Here is an 18,461-nt window from a genome sequence, read left to right on the forward strand (position 1 = left end):
GCCGTCAACCCCTAATTTCAGCTTTATTCGGATTTGAGCGTAATACGCGCAAATGCCTTCTTTCCTGCCTGGCAAACATGGGTCGCGCCCAGTACGTATATAAAGGTGCGATCGACAACCTCACCATCTACACGCACACCACCGGAGCCCAGCAGATCTCGTGCGACGGCCGAGTTCTTTACCAGACCCGCCTTATTAAGGACGGCAGCGATCGGCATATCTTCAGTTGCGGTCAACTCGATCTCTGGCAGATCGTCCGGCAACTCGCCTTCCTTCATACGGTTGCCCGCCGCACGGTGAGCATTGGCCGCAGCTTCTTCACCATGGAAACGCGCCACGATCTCTTCGGCCAGCTTGATCTTGATATCCCGCGGATTGGCACCCGCCTCGACATCTGCACGGAATGCATTGACCTCATCCATGGAACGGAAACTGAGCAATTCGAAGTAGCGCCACATCAACGCATCTGGAATAGAGACCAGCTTGCCGTACATGACGCCCGGCGCCTCCTGGATACCGACGTAGTTGCCCAACGACTTGGACATCTTCTTAACGCCATCCAGACCTTCGAGCAACGGCATCGTCAGAATGCATTGAGCCTCCTGACCATAACCGCGCTGCAGCTCACGCCCCATCAGCAGGTTGAATTTTTGATCGGTACCGCCCAACTCGACATCCGCGCGCAACGCGACCGAGTCATAACCTTGAACCAACGGATAAAGGAACTCGTGAATAGCGATTGGCTGGTTGGTCGTGTAGCGCTTGTCGAAGTCGTCGCGCTCAAGCATGCGAGCCACGGTGTACTGCGAAGTCAGACGGATGAAGTCCGCCGGCCCCATTTGATCCATCCAGGTGGAGTTGAACGCCACCTCGGTCTTGGCAGGATCAAGAATCTTGAAGACCTGAGTCTTGTAGGTCTCGGCATTCTCGAGAACCTGCTCACGAGTGAGCGGAGGACGTGTCGCGCTCTTGCCACTCGGATCACCGATCATCCCGGTGAAGTCACCTATAAGGAAGATCACCTGATGACCCAGCTCCTGGAACTGGCGCAGCTTATTAATAAGCACGGTATGGCCCAGGTGCAAATCCGGCGCAGTCGGATCGAAGCCTGCCTTAATACGTAGCGGCTGGCCACGCTTGAGCTTTTCGATCAGCTCGGACTCGACCAACAGTTCTTCCGCACCACGTTTTATCAGCGCTAGCTGCTCTTCAACCGACTTCATAACAGACCCGCAAGGCTCGAATTCAAAGGGGACCAACCATACAAGATCACGCGTCAAATACAAAGTTTGGCCGGCGCAATGACGCCAATCCGCTGGCAGAGTGGCCACGGACTTGCTTCAGAGATGATTTGGTTATATTTTATACAGTTATTTCATCTTCATCATGTCATTCATCTTTTCCAATTCATCTTTTTCAAAGTCAAAAATTACCTATGACCAAAGAATCGTCTAAAGCGCCACCGCTTTACCCGAAGACCCACCTGCTCGCAGCAAGTGGTATCGCCGCTCTTCTTAGCCTGGCGCTTCTGGTATTCCCTTCCAGTGATGTTGAAGCCAAAAAGACGACACTGAGTCTTGAACTGGAAAGCCCTGCTGAACAACTGACACAAGATCAAGACGCCGCCGAAGCCGTTCAAGCCACAAATGAGCCGGCAGCCTCGCCTTTCGCGCAGATCGAAGACAGCGCCGAAGAACCTCAGGAAACCGCCCTGGCCGTACCAGCGCCCGCGCCCGCGCCTGTCGCCGAAGAAAAGAAGGCACCAGGCCACAGGGAAGTGATCGTTTCCAAAGGCGATACGCTGTCCACGCTGTTTGAGAAAGTCGGCCTTCCAGCCACTTCGGTACATGAAGTACTGGCCAGCGATAAGCAGGCCAAGCAGTTCAGCCAACTGAAACACGGCCAGAAACTCGAATTCGAACTGGCTCCCGACGGCCAGCTGACCAATTTGCACAGCAAGGTCAGCGACCTCGAAAGCATCAGCCTGACCAAGAATGACAAGGGTTATACGTTCAACCGCATTACCGCCAAGCCAACTGTGCGTTCTGCCTACGCACATGGCGTGATCAACAGCTCGCTGTCGCAGTCTGCCGCGCGTGCCGGCCTGTCCCACAGCCTGACCATGGACATGGCCAGTGTGTTTGGCTATGACGTCGACTTTGCCCAGGATATTCGCCAGGGTGACGAGTTTGATGTGATCTATGAGCAGAAAGTTGTCAACGGCAAGGCTGTCGGCAACGGTCCGATCCTTTCTGCACGCTTCACCAGCCGCGGCAAGACCTACACCGCCGTGCGCTACACCAACAAGCAAGGCAACAGCAGCTACTACACCGCTGATGGCAACAGCATGCGCAAAGCGTTTATCCGTACTCCGGTCGACTTCGCCCGCATCAGCTCGAAGTTCTCCATGGGCCGCAAACACCCGATCCTGAACAAGATCCGCGCCCACAAAGGTGTGGATTACGCAGCACCACGCGGCACGCCTATTAAAGCGGCCGGTGACGGCAAAGTGTTGTTGGCCGGTCGCCGCGGCGGGTACGGCAATACCGTGATCATCCAGCACGGCAACACCTACCGTACGCTGTACGGCCATATGCAAGGCTTTGCCAAAGGCGTCAAGACTGGCGGCAGCGTCAAGCAAGGCCAGGTAATTGGCTACATCGGTACTACCGGCCTCTCCACCGGCCCGCACTTGCACTACGAGTTCCAGGTCAATGGCGTGCACGTGGACCCACTGGGCCAGAAGGTTGCCATGGCCGACCCAATCTCCAAAGCGGAACGCGCACGCTTCCTCGCGCAAAGCCAACCGCTGATGTCGCGCATGGACCAAGAGAAAGCCACCATGCTGGCTTCGAAGCGCTAATTCATGACGCTCTATATAGGTGTGATGTCCGGGACCAGCCTCGATGGCCTGGACATTGCGCTGATCGAACTGACCCCGGCGATCAACCTGATCGCCACGCACTACACCCCAATGCCTGATTCCCTGCGCGCCGAGCTGCTTGGTTTGTGCGCCAGCGGCCTGGACGAGATTGCCCGTTCCGCCATCGCCCAGCAGAACTGGGTGAAGCTGGCAGCGCAGGGCATTAACACCCTCCTCCATCAACACAACCTGAAGCCCGAAGACATTCGCGCGATTGGCAGCCACGGCCAGACCATTCGCCATGAGCCGGCACGCGGCTTCACGGTGCAAATCGGAAACCCTGCCTTACTCACAGAGTTGACCGGTATTACCGTAGTCAGCGACTTCCGCAGCCGTGATGTCGCCGCTGGCGGGCAAGGTGCACCTCTGGTTCCAGCCTTTCACGAAGCTTTGTTTGAAGAACGTGCCGGCAATCGCGCGGTATTGAATGTTGGCGGATTCAGCAACCTCAGCCTGATCGAACCCGGCAAGCCTGTCGCCGGTTTCGACTGCGGCCCGGGGAACGTCCTGCTGGATGCCTGGATTCATCAGCAACACGGCGACAATTTTGATCGTGACGGCCAATGGGCTGCCAGCGGCAAGGTTGAACCGGTGCTGCTGAATGAATTGCTGAGTGATCCGTTCTTCGTCACCAAAGGCCCAAAGAGCACCGGTCGCGAAGTGTTCAACCTGCCATGGCTGACTCAGCATCTATCGAAACTGCCGACCTTCGCTGCCGAAAACGTGCAAGCAACCCTGCTTGAGCTGACCGCACTGACCATCGTCGAGTCACTGCAGCACGCCCAGTCGGACACTCAGGAATTGCTGGTCTGCGGTGGCGGCGCGCACAACGCCACACTGATGAAGCGCTTGGCCAGCCTGTTGCCGAACGCAACAGTCAGCAGCACTGCCACTTATGGTGTGGACCCTGACTGGGTCGAAGCCATGGCCTTCGCCTGGCTGGCCCATTGCTGCCTGGAAGGCATCGCCGCCAATCGCCCGAGCGTCACCGGAGCCCGCGGCCTGCGCGTACTCGGCGCGATCTACCCGGCCTGACTATCCATCAAATCCCACACAACAAAACGCCGCAAAGCCCTGAAGCCATGCGGCGCTTGATAATGCGGTGAAGCGCGATCAGATCGAGAACGAAGAACCGCAGCCACAGGTGGTGCTGGCATTCGGGTTCTTGATCACGAAGCGCGAACCTTCCAGACCTTCCTGATAATCCACCTCGGCACCGGCCAGGTACTGGAAGCTCATCGGGTCTACGACCAGACTCACACCTTCGCGCTCGACGATGGTGTCGTCATCGGCCACTTCTTCATCGAAGGTGAAGCCGTACTGAAAACCTGAACAACCGCCGCCCGTAACGAATACGCGCAGCTTCAAGCGATCATTCCCCTCTTCATCGACCAGGCTCTTCACCTTGTGCGCGGCACCGTGGGTGAATTGCAAAGCGGTGGGGGTGAAGGATTCGACGCTCATGCTGACTATCTCCCGGCGTTACGCCGCCATAATGCGTGATGACGCGCATTATCCGCTTCTCCTAGAAAATTGGTCAACTATTGTTACGGTATATCAATAAACCCGATTGCCGGCTCGAAACGCAAAAAAGGCCCGTTAGACGGGCCTTTTTGCTGAGCGGAATAAAACCTTACGGCAGCATGCCGGCGTGGGACAGGCCCAGACGTTCATCCAGACCAAACAGGATGTTCAGGTTCTGCACCGCCTGACCCGACGCACCTTTGACCAGGTTATCGATCACCGACAGCACCACCACCAGATCACCGTCCTGCGGACGATGCACGGCGATACGGCAGACGTTGGCACCGCGCACGCTACGGGTTTCCGGATGGCTGCCCGCCGGCATCACGTCGACGAACGGTTCATTGGCATAACGCTTTTCAAACAGCGCCTGCAGATCCACCGAGCGATCCACGACGGTCGCGTACAGCGTCGAGTGAATGCCGCGAATCATAGGCGTCAGGTGTGGAACGAAGGTCAGCCCGACGTCCTTGCCCGCCGCACGACGCAGGCCTTGGCGGATTTCCGGCAAGTGACGGTGACCTTTGACGGAGTAGGCTTTCATGCTTTCCGACGTCTCGGAGTACAGCGAACCCACAGAAGCGCCACGGCCGGCACCGCTGACACCGGATTTGCAGTCAGCGATCAAACGGGTGGTATCGGCCAGGCCGGCTTCGAGCAACGGCAGGAAACCCAATTGCGTAGCCGTTGGATAGCAACCCGGCACGGCGATCAGGCGAGCGTCCTTGATCTGCTCGCGATTGACTTCCGGCAAACCGTAGACAGCTTCTTCCAGCAGTTCCGGCGCACCGTGCGGCTGGCCGTACCACTTGGCCCATTCGACAGGATCTTGCAGACGGAAGTCTGCCGACAGGTCGATGACCTTGGTCCCGGCCGCCAGCAGTTCGCCGGCCAGCGCATGGGCAACACCGTGAGGCGTGGCGAAGAACACCACATCACAGGCGCCCAGCGTCTTGATATCCGGAACGCTGAAGGCCAGACCGTCGTAGTGGCCTCGCAGGTTCGGGTACATATCAGCCACGGCCAGACCGGCCTCGGATCGGGAAGTGATCACAACCACTTCAGCTTGCGGATGCTGTGCCAACAGACGCAGCAGTTCGACACCGGTGTAACCCGTGCCGCCGACGATACCGACTTTGACCATAAACCTGCCCTCAACGAACCACTGGAAAGCCGTCGATAATAGGGGCCGCGCGGCCCTGCGACAACCGCTTAGGTGACGTGCGGCGGCTCAAGCCTCTACTATTCGGGCTACCGTGAACCTGGGAATAACTAAAAATGCTTTATCTGTGGCTCAAAGCGCTTCACATCATCAGCATGGTCTGCTGGTTTGCCGGCCTGTTTTACCTGCCGCGCCTGTTCGTTTATCACGCCCAAAGCGAAGACACCGTCAGCAAGGAACGCTTCAGCCTCATGGAGCGCAAGCTGTACCGCGGCATCATGGGCCCGGCGATGATCGCCACCCTGGTTTTCGGTATCGCGTTGATCTGGCTTAACCCAAGCATTTTCAGTCAAGGTGCCTGGATTCACGCCAAACTGACCCTGGTGGTGATCCTGATCGGCTACCACCACATGTGCGGCGCACAGGTGAAGCGTTTTGCCCGTGGCGAAAACACCCGTAGCCATGTCTTTTATCGCTGGTTCAATGAAGTGCCGGTTCTGATATTGCTGGCTATCGTAATTCTGGTCGTCGTTCGGCCGTTCTAACTCCAATAGGCACAACTCACCGGGGTACTTCCAATGTCGCTGCCCGCTTTGCTCGAACAACGTTTGCGCCTGCCCGTGGTGGCAGCACCGATGTTTCTGATTTCCAATCCGCAACTGGTGCTCGCCTGCTGCCGTAACGGCGTGGTCGGCAGCTTTCCCGCGCTCAACCAGCGTGAGAGCAGCGGCTTCAAGGCCTGGCTGGAAGAGATCGAAGCAGGGTTGGCGACGCTGGAGAACCCGGCGCCTTACGCGGTGAACCTGATCGTCCACAACAGCAACCCGCGACTGCAAGCGGACCTTGCGATCTGTGTCGAGCATAAAGTGCCGATCGTGATCACCAGCCTCGGTGCCGTGAAAGAACTGGTCGATGCGGTCCACAGCTATGGCGGCCTGGTGTTCCATGACGTGACGACGCGTCGCCATGCCGAGAAAGCCGCCGAGGCCGGTGTGGATGGTTTGATCGCCGTGGCCGCAGGCGCCGGTGGACACGCCGGTACCTGGAGCCCGTTCTCGCTCATTGCCGAGATCCGCCAGTTCTTCGACAAAACCCTGCTGCTGGCAGGCTGCCTGAACCACGGCCATGAGATTCTTGCTGCGCAATTGCTTGGCGCGGATCTGGCCTACTTCGGTACGCGATTTATCGGCACCACTGAAAGTCATGCGCCTGACGCCTACAAAGAGATGTTGCTGACGTCCAGAGCCGCGGACATCGTCCACACTCCGGCGGTCTCGGGCGTACCGGCGAGTTTCATGCGTCAAAGCCTCGAAGCTGCCGGTTTCGACATGGCGGCACTGCAAGGCAAGGGCGAGGTCGACTTCGGCTCCAAACTCAAGCCCATTAGCGATGAAGCAAAAGCCTGGAAAACCGTTTGGTCTGCGGGCCAGGGTGTCGGGGAAATCGATGATTTGCCGAGTGTCGATCAATTGGTCGCCCGGCTGGACGCGGAATACCGCAAGGCACTGGAGCTGGCGACCGAACTACCCAAACGCTGGCCGCGCTGAGATGAAAGTTTGGCCAGCCCGCCCCGGCTGGCCTTACACTCCAAGCCTGTAACATTTCCTCATTCAAAAACTCGCGACAAGGAAGCCTCGCAATGAGCGACACCCGTTTCAAGATCGTGTTCGACGGCGCTCTGCTGCCAGGCGTTGACCTCACCACCGCCAAACAGAAGCTGGCCGAGCTATACAAAAGCGAAGTCGCTGCAGTTGAACGACTGTTCACTGGCAAGACAGTTACGCTCAAACAAGACCTGTCGCAGGTTGACGCGCAAACCTACGTTCAGGCGCTGAAGAAAACAGGCATCGATGCTCGCATCGAAAGTGAATCGTCCATTGAGCTGAACCTGGCCGACGCTCACGAACACAAGCCTGTCGGCAGCCAACCTGTATTCGCCGACCCCGCATCCCCTTATGCACCTCCCCAGGCCACTGTCGGCGAAAGCCTGCCTGCGTATGCCCCGCTCAAGCCATTCAGTGTTGAAGGCCGCATCGGTCGTTTGCGTTATCTGGCGTGGACGATGGTTCTGACGCTGATCATGCTGGCGGTCGGCTCCGTTGTGGCCATTTTCGCCTTCGCCACCATCAGTGCCGATTCGACCGCAGGCCTTATTCTTGGAGGCCTGTTAGTGTTCATCCTGTGCATTGCAGCCGCGGTCGTCAGCATTCAGATCAGCGTTCAGCGTCTGCACGACATCGGCTGGTCCGGTTGGCTCTGGTTGCTGAACCTTGTGCCGTTCGTAGGCAGCTTCTTCCCGTTCGTGATCATGATCGCCCCGGGCACCAACATCGCCAATCGCTACGGCGCACCGCCTCCGCCTAACACCACAGCGGTCAAGGTGCTGTCTTCATTGTGGGTGGTGTTAATCGCCCTGGTTTTGATTGGCGCACTGGCCGGAGGCCTTACGGCGATTCAGGAAGAGTACGAAACCGCTGCCGAAACCAGTTATGACAGCAGCTCGATCACCACCGACGATGTGGAAGTCGAGCCGGCCGCTGAGGCTGAGCAGGCACCCGATTCCGCAGACGAAGAAGCCGAATAAGCCCCGTCCCCTGTAGACTCTGCGAAAGAATGAACAGCGCTCCCCGCCCGTGACACCCGCGTCGCCGGCGCGGAGCTGTTGCGATGGAGAACTGCATGACCCGTTACGCTCTGATCACTGGTGCCTCCAGCGGCATCGGCCTGGCGATGGCCGAAGCGCTGGCCCGCCGGGGCCGCAGCCTGATTCTGGTGGCCCGACAGCGTGATCAGCTGGAAAGTATTGCAATCGAACTGACCCAACGGTTTGGCGTAGAAGTCTTGTTCCGCGCCTGTGACCTCGGCGAGCCGCTGCGGCTGTCCGGGTTCCTGCTGGAACTGGAAGAAGGTGACCGGCAAATCGATTTGCTGATCAACTGCGCCGGCATCGGCACCTGCGGACCATTTCTGGCCCAGGACTGGATGACCGAGCAGGACCTGATTGAAGTGAACATCCTGGCACTCACCCGCTTGTGCCATGCCATCGGAAACAGCATGGCCTTGCAGGGGGGCGGGCAGATTCTGAATGTCGCTTCAATGGCGGCATTCCATCCCGGCCCATGGATGAGCACGTATTACGCCAGCAAAGCCTATGTGCTGCATTTTTCCGAAGGGTTGCGCGTCGAACTGAAGAAATGTGCGGTCAAGGTTTCGGTGCTTTGCCCCGGCCCGACCCGCACCGGCTTCTTCCGCACCGCCCAGTTGGACACCGGCAAACTGGCCGACAGCAAGCTGCTGATGAGCCCCGAGGAAGTGGCGCTGTATACCGTGCGAGCCCTGGAGAAAAATCGCGCAATCATTATTCCCGGTCGCGGGAACCGCTGGCGTGCCATGCTGCCGCGGCTCGGCTCTCGCTGGTTGATCCGGACAATCGCTGGCATGGTCAACAAGGCCTATTGCCCGCGCTGATCAGACATGAAGGTAAAAGGCTGGGCTCGGGGATAACCCATGAGTACACTCAGGCCAGCACAAACAACGGAGAAAACAGCTGTGGATACTCTGTTCACCAAGATCATCAACCGGGAAATCCCGGCGAAGATCATCTACGAGGACGACCAGGTACTGGCCTTCCACGACATCGCCCCACAGGCACCGGTGCATTTTCTGGTCATTCCGAAAAAAGCGGTGCGTACCCTGAACGACCTCACCGAGGACGACAAGGCATTGGCCGGGCATATTCTGTTCACTGCCCAGCGCCTGGCCCTGGAACTGGGTTGCGAAGAAGGTTTCCGTGTGGTCATGAACTGCAATGAACTGGGTGGACAGACGGTCTATCACATTCATATGCATGTGCTGGGTCAGCGCCAGATGCACTGGCCGCCGGGCTGATCCAACTCCCGTAGGAGCCGGCTTGCTGGCGATGGCGATTCACGATGTCAAAGTGATCTTTCGGACGCCATCGCCAGCAAGCCGGCTCCTACAATTCTGCCTGCGTCGCAATGACCCAGCGCAAACCTTCCCCCGGCCGATTGGGTTAAACTGGCCGCCGAGATTCTTCCCGGAGGTCAGCATGACTACCCAGCGTCACTACTCGCCGATTGACCGTCTTCTGCTGCAAGCCGATGCCGCGATGCGTACGTTGCTGCCCTTCAGTGGCCAACCGTACCGTCCGTCGCCCGCCATCGTGCAGCCGGATGCGCAAATGAGTGACGAAGACACCCGCCACGTCGCCGGCCTGATGCGCATCAACCATACCGGCGAAGTCTGCGCCCAGGCGCTGTATCAGGGTCAGGCCCTGACTGCCAAGCTGCCGCACGTGCGCGCCGCCATGGAACATGCTGCGGAAGAAGAAATTGATCACCTGGTCTGGTGCGAGCAACGCCTCAAACAGTTGGGCAGCCATACCAGCATTCTCAATCCGCTGTTCTACGGCATGTCGTTCGGGATTGGCGCCGTGGCCGGATTGATCAGCGACAAGGTCAGCCTGGGTTTCGTGGCCGCCACCGAGCATCAGGTGTGCAAACACTTGAACGAGCACCTTGAGCAATTGCCGGCGGAAGACGAAAAGTCCCGGGCGATTCTTGAGCAGATGCGGATTGATGAAGAACATCATGCCGAGAGTGCGCTGGATGCAGGGGGGTTTCGCTTTCCGGCGCCGGTGAAGTTCGGGATGAGCTTGATGGCCAAGGTGATGACCAAGAGTACTTATCGGATCTGATGGTTGTGTTGTCGGATAGGGCCTCTTCGTCGGAACGCCGCCCGGAGCAAGCCCGCTCCCACAGGGTTCTGTATTCCAGGCATAAAAAAGGCGACTGCCGTGAGGTAGTCGCCTTTTTTGTACCCGAAAATCTTAGGTCGGCATGTTGCGCGCGTAGAAGATTTCGAGCATTTCGTGTTTCACACGATCAGTCACTTGAGCACGCTGCTCAGGGGACAGGTTGTTGGTTGCGTCACCGAACAGGTAGTTATCCAGTTCGAAGTTCTTCAACAACATTTTGGTGTGGAACAGGTTTTCCTGGTACACGTTCACGTCGGTCATCTGGTACGCGTCGCGGGTGTCGTCGGAGAGGTAGTTCTGGATCGAGTTGATCTCGTGATCGATGAAGTGCTTGTTGCCTTCGACGTCACGGGTGAAGCCGCGCACGCGATAATCCACGGTCACGATGTCCGAATCAAACTGGTGGATCAGGAAGTTGAGCGCCTTAAGCGGTGAAATGACGCCACATGTCGACACGTCGATGTCCACACGGAATGTCGCAATGCCGTCGTCCGGATGGATTTCCGGGTAGGTGTGCACCGTGATGTGGCTCTTGTCGAGGTGGGCCAGGATAATCTCGGGCAACGGACCCGGCGACTCTTCGATCTGGCTGTCGGTCGGGGTTACCGGCTCTTCAGAGATCAGAATCGTGACGCTGGCGCCCTGGGGTTCATAATCCTGACTGGCAATGTTCAGGATGTTGGCACCAATGATATCGACAACTTCTGTGAGGATCTGCGTCAGGCGTTTCGCGTTGTACTCTTTATTGATGTACTCAACGTATGCCTGTTGGTCTTGCGGGGTTTCCGCGTAGCAGATGTCATAGATGTTGAAGCTCAAGGTCTTTGTCAGGTTATTGAACCCGTGGAGCTTGAGTTTGCTTTTCACCGTTAAAAACTCTCTATGTATTGCGGCCCGGGCCGCGTGATCAAGCATGCCCGTCAGATGCGTACAACGCACCTGCGTAGGACGGTTAACACCTCTTCGCGATGGCGATTTTGGTTGTCTGTTCGGGCTCGCAGCCTGTCGATGACGGACCACGACCCTGAAAAAAGTGGCGCATTATGCAGACGTCAGCTTGGGATCGCCAGAGTCTGCACTGCTTTTATGATAGTTGAATGTCGATTCAACCGAGTTCGATGATCTCGTAGTCGTGGGTAATGGCTACGCCCGCCGCGCCCAGCATGATCGACGCCGAGCAATACTTCTCGGCGGACAGCTCGATAGCGCGTTTGACCTGCGCTTCTTTCAGCCCGCGACCCTTGACCACGAAGTGCATGTGGATTTTGGTGAAGACTTTCGGATCCTCCGTCGCACGCTCGGCTTCGAGGAAGGCTTCACAGCTTTCGACAGCCTGACGGGACTTCTTGAGGATGCTGACCACGTCGAAATTGCTGCAACCACCGACACCCAGCAGGAGCATTTCCATCGGCCGGACACCCAGGTTGCGACCGCCTGCATCGGGCGGACCGTCCATGACCACGACGTGACCGCTGCCGGATTCACCGAGGAACATGGCTTCGCCAGCCCATTGGATGCGTGCCTTCATCGCCAGACTCCACTGCATAAAAAAGGGTCGCCAGCTTAGCACAGGGCCCCGGATTGGCAGTGCCCGGCATTTGTAGGGCATAACCTTCCGAGCCGTAGGTAAATGCTCGAATATTGCAGGAAGTGTCTGTTAAGCTGGCGCCAATTCGCTGGCGCTTGGCCGGCCTTTGCCCAGCCGTCGTCTGCGACTCATAAAAAAACCAGACACACCGTGAAGTCTTTTCGGGATTCAACCATGGTTGCTATTGCCCCATCCCCCAAAATAAAGAACCTCGACAAGCTGTTGATGCATTGCCAGCGCCGTCGTTATACGGCCAAGAGCAACATCATTTGTGCCGGTGATCGCTCGGAAACGCTGTTCTTCATCATCAAAGGCTCGGTCACGATCCTGATCGAGGATGACGACGGTCGCGAAATGATCATTGCCTACCTGAACTCCGGGGACTTTTTCGGTGAGTTGGGTCTGTTCGAACAGGCTGGCCTGGAACAGGAGCGCAGCGCCTGGGTGCGTGCGAAGATCGAGTGTGAGGTGGCGGAAATCAGCTACGCAAAATTCCGCGAGCTGTCCCAGCAAGATCCAGACATTCTTTACGTGCTCAGCGGACAAATCGCACAACGTCTGCGCAATACCACGCGCAAGGTCGGTGACCTGGCCTTTTTCGACGTCACCGGTCGCGTCGCCCGCTGTCTGCTGGAATTGTGCAAACAGCCGGATGCCATGACCCACCCGGACGGCATGCAGATCAAAGTGACCCGCCAGGAGATCGGCCGGATTGTCGGCTGTTCACGTGAGATGGTCGGTCGCGTGCTCAAGGATCTGGAAGAACGCAACCTGGTGGACGTCAAAGGCAAGACCATGGTGGTCTTCGGCACGCGCTAAGCTCGAAAACTCAAGCCGCCAGCATGTCTGCCAGCAACTGGCGATAAAGCGTGTCGAGCCGTTGCAACGCATCGGGCGCGGCAAACTTCTCGTGCAGGGCAATGTGGCTTTCGGCGCGCACCCGATGTTCAAGACCGCACGCTTCATTGAAGCGGTTGACTGCGGCGACCATCGATTCACGCTCGTTATCCAGCAACAAAGCTCCGTGCACCAATCCTACCGGGCGCTGGCCACCCTTGCTCTGGCGCCAGCGTTGAGCGGTGCCGACCATCTTGCGGCCGTCGAGGTTGACGTTGAACCGGCCATCGCAGAATGCGCCGTCGACTTCGCCCAAGGACGAGACGCCGCCCAGTTCATCGAGTAACTGACAGATCGGGTCGCAGAGGCGGCGATAAGCGGTTTCGATGCGGTTCTGATCACCTTCGCTACGCGGGGGTGCGTAGACAAGGGCGATGTTGATGGTGGAGGCCGATTGCGGCACTGGCTCACCACCGGTTTCACGCAACAGCACTGGCCAACCCGCCGCCGCCGAAACTTCACATGCAGCGTCGAAACCCGGCAAGCGATTCAAGCGGCGTGGCATGACCAGCGCCCGGTCATTGGGCTGCCAGAACAACAAGCCAAGGTCCGAATCGCCGGTGCACACATGGGCCAGCAGATCCTGTTCGGCGAGCAGGCCGGCTTCGACGGTCATTGAAGTGGGTGAGGTCATAAGGGTTCCGTAGGACTTGAAGTCTGTGGTGCTTCTTATGCCGCCATCGCGAGCAGGCTCGCTCCTACATTTGAACTATGGTGAGCACAAACTTTGTGTTCACTGAAGGTCCCTTGTGGGAGTGAGCCTGCTCGCGAAGCGGTGTTCAGTCGAGCGTAGAACCGCCGACCGGACCGCCACGCTCAGGAAAGAACAGACGCTGCAACTCGGTGCCCGGGCTCTCGGCGCGCATGAACGCCTCGCCAACCAGGAACGCGTACACGTCGCTGATTTCCATCAGTTCCACATCGGCCCGGTTGAGGATGCCGCTTTCGGTAATGACCAAGCGATCACGCGGGATCCGTGGCAACAGATCAAGCGTGGTTTCCAGGCTGACGTCAAAGGTGTGCAGGTTGCGGTTGTTCACGCCGACCAGCGGCGTGTCGAGGGTTTTCAAAGCCCGCTCCAGCTCGTTGCCGTCGTGGACTTCCACCAGCACATCGAGACCGACGCTTTTGGCCACGGCCGCCAGCTCGGCCATTTTCACGTCATCCAGTGCGGAGACGATCAGCAGCACGCAGTCAGCGCCCAGGGCTCGGGCTTCGACGATCTGGTACGGATCGATCATGAAGTCCTTGCGGATCACCGGCAGGTTGCACGCCGCCCGCGCCTGTTGCAGATACGCGTCGGCGCCCTGGAAGTAATCGATATCGGTCAGCACCGACAAGCACGTCGCGCCGCCCTTCTCGTAGCTTTTAGCGATGTCGGCGGGAACGAAGTGCTCGCGGATCACCCCTTTGCTCGGCGAAGCCTTCTTGATTTCGGCAATGACTGCCGGCTCTTTCAGCTTGGCCTGGGCAATCAATGCCTTGGCGAAACCACGGGGTGCATCGGCCGCCTTGGCCAGACTTTCCAGCTCCGCCAGACTCACACGGGCGCTACGCTCGGCAACTTCATGGACTTTGCGGGCCAGAATGTTTTCCAGAACCGTCGGTACACTCATCCCTCATTCTCCACTTTGAATACCGCGGTAAATGCACCCAACTCCTCAAGTTTTTCCCGAGCGAGGCCTGTGTGCAGCGCATCGTGCGCCAGGGCAACGCCTTCTTTCAAACTGGTCGCCAGGTCGGCTGCGTACAGCGCGGCACCGGCATTGAGCACGATCATCTCGGCGGCTTTCTGACCGCTCTCTGTCTTGCGCTTGCCCAGGGCATCGCGAATCAGCTCAAGGGACGCCGCCGGGCTTTCCACTGCCAGGCCGTGCAGACTCTGACTTTTCATGCCCAGGTCTTCCGGCTCGACCCAATATTCGGTGATCTGGTCGTTCTTCAGTTCTGCGACAAAGGTTGGCGCCGCGAGACTGAATTCGTCCAGGCCATCCTTCGAGTGCACCACCAACACATGCTTGCTGCCCAGACGCTGCAGGACTTCGGCCAATGGCCGGCACAACGCCTGACTGAACACGCCCACCACCTGATGTTTCACACCGGCCGGATTCGTAAGCGGGCCAAGCATGTTGAACAGGGTACGCAGGCCCAGATCCTTGCGCGGGCCGGCGGCGTACTTCATGGCGCTGTGATGGGTCTGGGCAAACATGAAACCGATGCCGACGTTGTCGATGCAGCGCGCCACCTGGACCGGCGTCAGATTCAGGTAGATACCCGCCGCCTCCAGCAGATCGGCGCTGCCGCTTTTGCCCGACACCGCACGGTTACCGTGTTTGGCCACGGTGCAACCGGCTGCCGCCACCACGAAAGAAGAAGCCGTCGAGACGTTGAAAATATTCGCACCATCGCCGCCGGTGCCAACCACATCGACTACGCCGTCGAGGGTTTTGAGTTCGACCTTGTCCGCCAACTCGCGCATGACCGACACCGCGCCAACGATCTCGTCGATGCTTTCGCTCTTCATGCGCATGGCCATCATGAACGCGCCGATCTGCGCATCCGAGCATTGCCCGGTCATGATTTCGCGCATCACATCGCGCATCTCATCGGTGCTGAGGTCGAGGTGGTCGACGATACGGCTCAGGGCTGTCTTGATATTCATGAAAAGTCCTTAGCGCGTGCCGCCGGTTTGTTTGAGGAAGTTAGCGAACAGCTCGTGGCCCTGCTCGGTGAGGATAGACTCGGGGTGGAACTGCACACCCTCGATGTTCAATGTCTTGTGGCGCAGGCCCATGATTTCGTCGACCGAACCGTCTTCGAGCTGGGTCCATGCGGTCAGCTCCAGGCAATCCGGCAGGGTTTCGCGCTTGACGATCAGCGAGTGATAGCGCGTCACCGTCAGCGGACGATTCAGACCTTCGAATACACCCTTGTCCTCGTGGAATACCGGGCTAGTCTTACCGTGCATGACTTGCCTGGCGCGGACCACATCACCGCCAAAGGCCTGGCCGATGGACTGGTGGCCGAGGCAGACGCCAAGAATCGGCAGCTTGCCGGCGAAATGCTTGATCACGTCGATCGAGACACCGGCTTCGGTCGGGGTGCAAGGACCGGGGGACACGACGATTCGCTCAGGGTTGAGCGCTTCGATTTCGGCAACGGTAAGTTCATCGTTGCGCACGACTTTGACCTGGGAGCCAAGCTCACCAAGGTACTGCACAACGTTGTAGGTAAAAGAGTCGTAGTTATCGATCATCAGCAACATGGCGTTTGGAACCTCTTGAATTCACTGACTTTTAAGACAGCCTTCGAATGATTACCCGCAGTGTCCTGCGCTTTGTCAGTCGCCGGGTGCGCCAGCAAAGCGGTATGTCATACGGGTGAAGAAGGCAAAGTGATACAGGTCCGGCGGGGCCGGCAAAAGAATTCAGGCGCGCCAACGCCAGCGGGCGTGTGCCTTGATGACTTGATCCAGAAGTTTGCTGATGATCAACACGGGGAAGGTCTCATTCATACGTCTTGGCACAGTAACTTAGCTGGGCAGAGCGTGCAATATGGCCGGCGCGACTGGCCGCGAAACAATTGAAGGGTTCGCGACCGATAGCAAAAGGCCGGAAATTTTTTGGTACTGTCGTTTCGTTCACTACAACAATAAATAAACGGACTTGCTCATGATCAAACAGACGTTGTTTGTACCGCTTGCCGGCTGCTTGCTCGCTATGGCCTGCACCCAGGCGATCGCGGCACCCAACCCTTACTCGAACTTCATCGTCTTCGGTGACAGCCTCAACGATGCCGGGCAGTTTACCGACACGGGCGGCCCCGCCGGTGCCACCCTGCGCTTCACTAACCGGACCGGTCCGATCTATCTGGATGGCAGTGGCGAAGTCTTTTCCGCCAACTCGACGCAACTGCTGGGCGCAAGACTTGGGTTTTCTCCAGACCAGACGGCCGCTTCGACCTCGGCGGCGCGTGCCAACCAGGGACTGCCGGACGGCAATAACTGGGCGGTTGGCGGCTACCGCACCGACCAGATCCTCGACTCGATCACCACGGCCTCCGCCACCGGTGAACGCGTCCGTTTGGGCTATCTGCCGGCAAACAATTTGCGCGCCGACCCGAACGCGCTGTATTACCTCTCCGGGGGTGGTAACGATTTTCTTCAGGGACGTGTTCAAAGTGCCGCTCAGGCGAATGCCGCTGCCGATCGACTGGCCAACAGCGTTCAAATTCTACGAACCGCCGGCGCCCGCTACATTATGGTCTGGCTGCTGCCCGACCTGGGTTTGACGCCGGCCATCAATGGCACACCCCAGCAGACACCCACCTCACTACTGAGCTCTGCCTTCAACCGGCAACTGGTCACCCGTCTCGCTGGGATCGATGCCGAAATCATCCCACTGAATATTCCGTTGCTGCTGCAGGAAACCTTCGCCGATCCGGCTCGATTCGGTTTTGCTACAGGCCAGAACCTGACGGCGACCTGCTTCAGCGGTAACAGCTGTACCGAAAACGCTACGTATGGCATCAACAGTGCCACCCCGGACCCCAGCAAGCTGATTTACAACGATGGGGTTCATCCGACCGAAGCCGGGCAAAAACTGATTTCCGACTACGCCTACTCGTTACTCGCTGCGCCGTGGGAGCTGACATTGATGCCGGAAATGGCCCACGCCACCTTGCGTGCACACCAGGATGAGTTGCGCAGCCAATGGCAATCGGACTGGGAGAATTGGCAGGCGGTGGGCCAATGGCGCGCGATTGTCGCCGGTGGCGGCCAGCATCTGGATGTCGATAGCCAAAGCAGCAGCGCCAGCGCCGACGGCGACGGTTACAACCTGAACATCGGCGGCAGCTATCGTCTCAATGACGCCTGGCGCGTCGGTGTGGCGGCGGGCTTCTATCGTCAGAATCTGGAAGCAGGCAGTAACGATTCGGACTACAAACTCAATAGCTACCTGGCCACTGCCTTCGCCCAATTCCAGCAGAATCGCTGGTGGGCCGATGTCGCGTTGACCGGCGGCCAGCTGGATTATGACAACCTCAAACGCAAATTCGACCTGGGCGCCAGCGAAGGCGTGGAGAAGGGTGATACCGATGGTCATCTCTGGGCATTCAGCACGCGCGTTGGCTACGACATTGCGCAACCGGGCAGCGCGTGGCACCTGTCGCCGTTTGTCAGCGCCGATTACGCGAAAGTGGACGTCGACGGCTACTCGGAAAACAGCAATCGTTCCACGGCGCTGACCTTTGATGACCAGAAACGCGATTCAAAACGCCTCGGCGCCGGGCTGCAGGGCAAATACCAAATCACGGCACAGACTCAAGTGTTCGGCGAATATGCCTACGAGCGCGAGTATGAAGATGACGTGCAGAAGGTGAATATCGCCCTCAACAGCCTGCCGTCCCTCGACTTCAAGCTGGATGGCTATACGCCGCAAAGCCACTTGAATCGCGTGAGCCTGGGGGTCAGCCACAAGTTGACGGCTGATCTGGCGCTGCGTGGCGGTTACACGTTCCGCAAGGACGATGACTTTACCCAGCAAGGCATCAACGTTGGTGTTGCGCTGGATTTCTGACCCGGCAAACA

General features: G+C 58.2%; 19 protein-coding genes. 10 read left to right on the top strand and 9 right to left on the bottom strand.

The features are described 5' to 3' along the window. Positions 1 to 23: 23 nt before the first annotated feature. The gene (gene tyrS, locus ACA070_RS28115) at positions 24 to 1,223 is read right to left on the bottom strand and encodes a tyrosine--tRNA ligase (protein WP_497449156.1); all 1,200 of its coding nucleotides are present in this window, start codon (positions 1,221 to 1,223) and stop codon (positions 24 to 26) included. Positions 1,224 to 1,435: 212 nt separating this feature from the next. Between tyrS and ACA070_RS28120 the strand changes: the two genes are divergently transcribed. Further along, positions 1,436 to 2,863: a peptidoglycan DD-metalloendopeptidase family protein gene (locus tag ACA070_RS28120; RefSeq protein ID WP_497449157.1), complete on the top strand. Its 1,428-nt coding sequence runs from the start codon at positions 1,436 to 1,438 to the stop codon at positions 2,861 to 2,863. A gap of 3 nt (positions 2,864 to 2,866) precedes the next feature. Beyond that, a complete protein-coding gene (locus ACA070_RS28125) occupies positions 2,867 to 3,958 on the top strand; it encodes an anhydro-N-acetylmuramic acid kinase (RefSeq protein ID WP_497449158.1) in 1,092 nt (363 codons plus the stop codon). A 78-nt stretch (positions 3,959 to 4,036) separates the two neighbouring features. Here the strand turns inward: ACA070_RS28125 and erpA are convergent, their stop codons facing one another. Together erpA and argC are read right to left on the bottom strand one after the other, a co-directional pair. After that, the gene (erpA, locus tag ACA070_RS28130; protein WP_007947969.1) at positions 4,037 to 4,387 is read right to left on the bottom strand and encodes an iron-sulfur cluster insertion protein ErpA; all 351 of its coding nucleotides are present in this window, start codon (positions 4,385 to 4,387) and stop codon (positions 4,037 to 4,039) included. Positions 4,388 to 4,556: 169 nt separating this feature from the next. Next, on the bottom strand, positions 4,557 to 5,591 hold the full coding sequence (gene argC, locus ACA070_RS28135; protein ID WP_461955955.1) for an N-acetyl-gamma-glutamyl-phosphate reductase: 1,035 nt from the start codon (positions 5,589 to 5,591) through the stop codon (positions 4,557 to 4,559). 134 nt (positions 5,592 to 5,725) lie between these two features. Between argC and hemJ the strand changes: the two genes are divergently transcribed. From hemJ to coq7, 6 genes are all read left to right on the top strand, one after another. Continuing rightward, a complete protein-coding gene (hemJ, locus tag ACA070_RS28140; RefSeq protein WP_497449159.1) occupies positions 5,726 to 6,154 on the top strand; it encodes a protoporphyrinogen oxidase HemJ in 429 nt (142 codons plus the stop codon). A 33-nt stretch (positions 6,155 to 6,187) separates the two neighbouring features. Beyond that, on the top strand, positions 6,188 to 7,156 hold the full coding sequence (locus tag ACA070_RS28145) for an NAD(P)H-dependent flavin oxidoreductase (protein ID WP_497449160.1): 969 nt from the start codon (positions 6,188 to 6,190) through the stop codon (positions 7,154 to 7,156). Positions 7,157 to 7,248: 92 nt separating this feature from the next. Beyond that, complete coding sequence (locus ACA070_RS28150) at positions 7,249 to 8,193, top strand: DUF805 domain-containing protein (protein WP_497449161.1); 945 nt, start codon at positions 7,249 to 7,251, stop codon at positions 8,191 to 8,193. A 95-nt stretch (positions 8,194 to 8,288) separates the two neighbouring features. Beyond that, the gene (locus ACA070_RS28155) at positions 8,289 to 9,077 is read left to right on the top strand and encodes an SDR family NAD(P)-dependent oxidoreductase (protein WP_497449162.1); all 789 of its coding nucleotides are present in this window, start codon (positions 8,289 to 8,291) and stop codon (positions 9,075 to 9,077) included. A gap of 81 nt (positions 9,078 to 9,158) precedes the next feature. Then, positions 9,159 to 9,497, top strand: coding sequence for a histidine triad nucleotide-binding protein (locus ACA070_RS28160; RefSeq protein WP_094470373.1), 339 nt, complete (start codon positions 9,159 to 9,161; stop codon positions 9,495 to 9,497). Positions 9,498 to 9,678: 181 nt separating this feature from the next. Continuing rightward, on the top strand, positions 9,679 to 10,326 hold the full coding sequence (gene coq7, locus ACA070_RS28165) for a 2-polyprenyl-3-methyl-6-methoxy-1,4-benzoquinone monooxygenase (protein ID WP_497449163.1): 648 nt from the start codon (positions 9,679 to 9,681) through the stop codon (positions 10,324 to 10,326). Positions 10,327 to 10,458: 132 nt separating this feature from the next. On the opposite strand, the gene speD is transcribed toward coq7, so the two are convergent. Together speD and ACA070_RS28175 are read right to left on the bottom strand one after the other, a co-directional pair. Next, positions 10,459 to 11,253, bottom strand: coding sequence for an adenosylmethionine decarboxylase (gene speD / locus ACA070_RS28170; RefSeq protein WP_462029801.1), 795 nt, complete (start codon positions 11,251 to 11,253; stop codon positions 10,459 to 10,461). A gap of 238 nt (positions 11,254 to 11,491) precedes the next feature. Then, positions 11,492 to 11,914 (bottom strand): OsmC family protein, encoded by a 423-nt coding sequence (locus tag ACA070_RS28175; RefSeq protein ID WP_007941657.1) that lies wholly within the window; start codon positions 11,912 to 11,914, stop codon positions 11,492 to 11,494. A gap of 234 nt (positions 11,915 to 12,148) precedes the next feature. Here ACA070_RS28175 and crp point away from each other — a divergent pair, with 234 nt between their 5' ends. Beyond that, a complete protein-coding gene (crp, locus tag ACA070_RS28180; RefSeq protein WP_497449164.1) occupies positions 12,149 to 12,793 on the top strand; it encodes a cAMP-activated global transcriptional regulator CRP in 645 nt (214 codons plus the stop codon). 10 nt (positions 12,794 to 12,803) lie between these two features. On the opposite strand, the gene ACA070_RS28185 is transcribed toward crp, so the two are convergent. From ACA070_RS28185 to ACA070_RS28200, 4 genes are all read right to left on the bottom strand, one after another. Beyond that, a complete protein-coding gene (locus ACA070_RS28185; protein WP_497449165.1) occupies positions 12,804 to 13,505 on the bottom strand; it encodes a lipoate--protein ligase family protein in 702 nt (233 codons plus the stop codon). Positions 13,506 to 13,650: 145 nt separating this feature from the next. After that, a complete protein-coding gene (gene trpC / locus ACA070_RS28190; RefSeq protein WP_497449166.1) occupies positions 13,651 to 14,487 on the bottom strand; it encodes an indole-3-glycerol phosphate synthase TrpC in 837 nt (278 codons plus the stop codon). Beyond that, positions 14,484 to 15,533 (bottom strand): anthranilate phosphoribosyltransferase, encoded by a 1,050-nt coding sequence (gene trpD, locus ACA070_RS28195; protein WP_497449167.1) that lies wholly within the window; start codon positions 15,531 to 15,533, stop codon positions 14,484 to 14,486. Before trpD ends, trpC begins: the two co-directional genes overlap by 4 nt. Positions 15,534 to 15,542: 9 nt before the next feature. Then, on the bottom strand, positions 15,543 to 16,136 hold the full coding sequence (locus ACA070_RS28200) for an aminodeoxychorismate/anthranilate synthase component II (RefSeq protein ID WP_109635289.1): 594 nt from the start codon (positions 16,134 to 16,136) through the stop codon (positions 15,543 to 15,545). A gap of 406 nt (positions 16,137 to 16,542) precedes the next feature. Between ACA070_RS28200 and estP the strand changes: the two genes are divergently transcribed. Beyond that, positions 16,543 to 18,450 (top strand): esterase EstP, encoded by a 1,908-nt coding sequence (gene estP / locus ACA070_RS28205; RefSeq protein WP_497449168.1) that lies wholly within the window; start codon positions 16,543 to 16,545, stop codon positions 18,448 to 18,450. Positions 18,451 to 18,461 lie beyond the last annotated feature (11 nt).

Source organism: Pseudomonas sp. LBUM1678 (assembly GCF_059695575.1).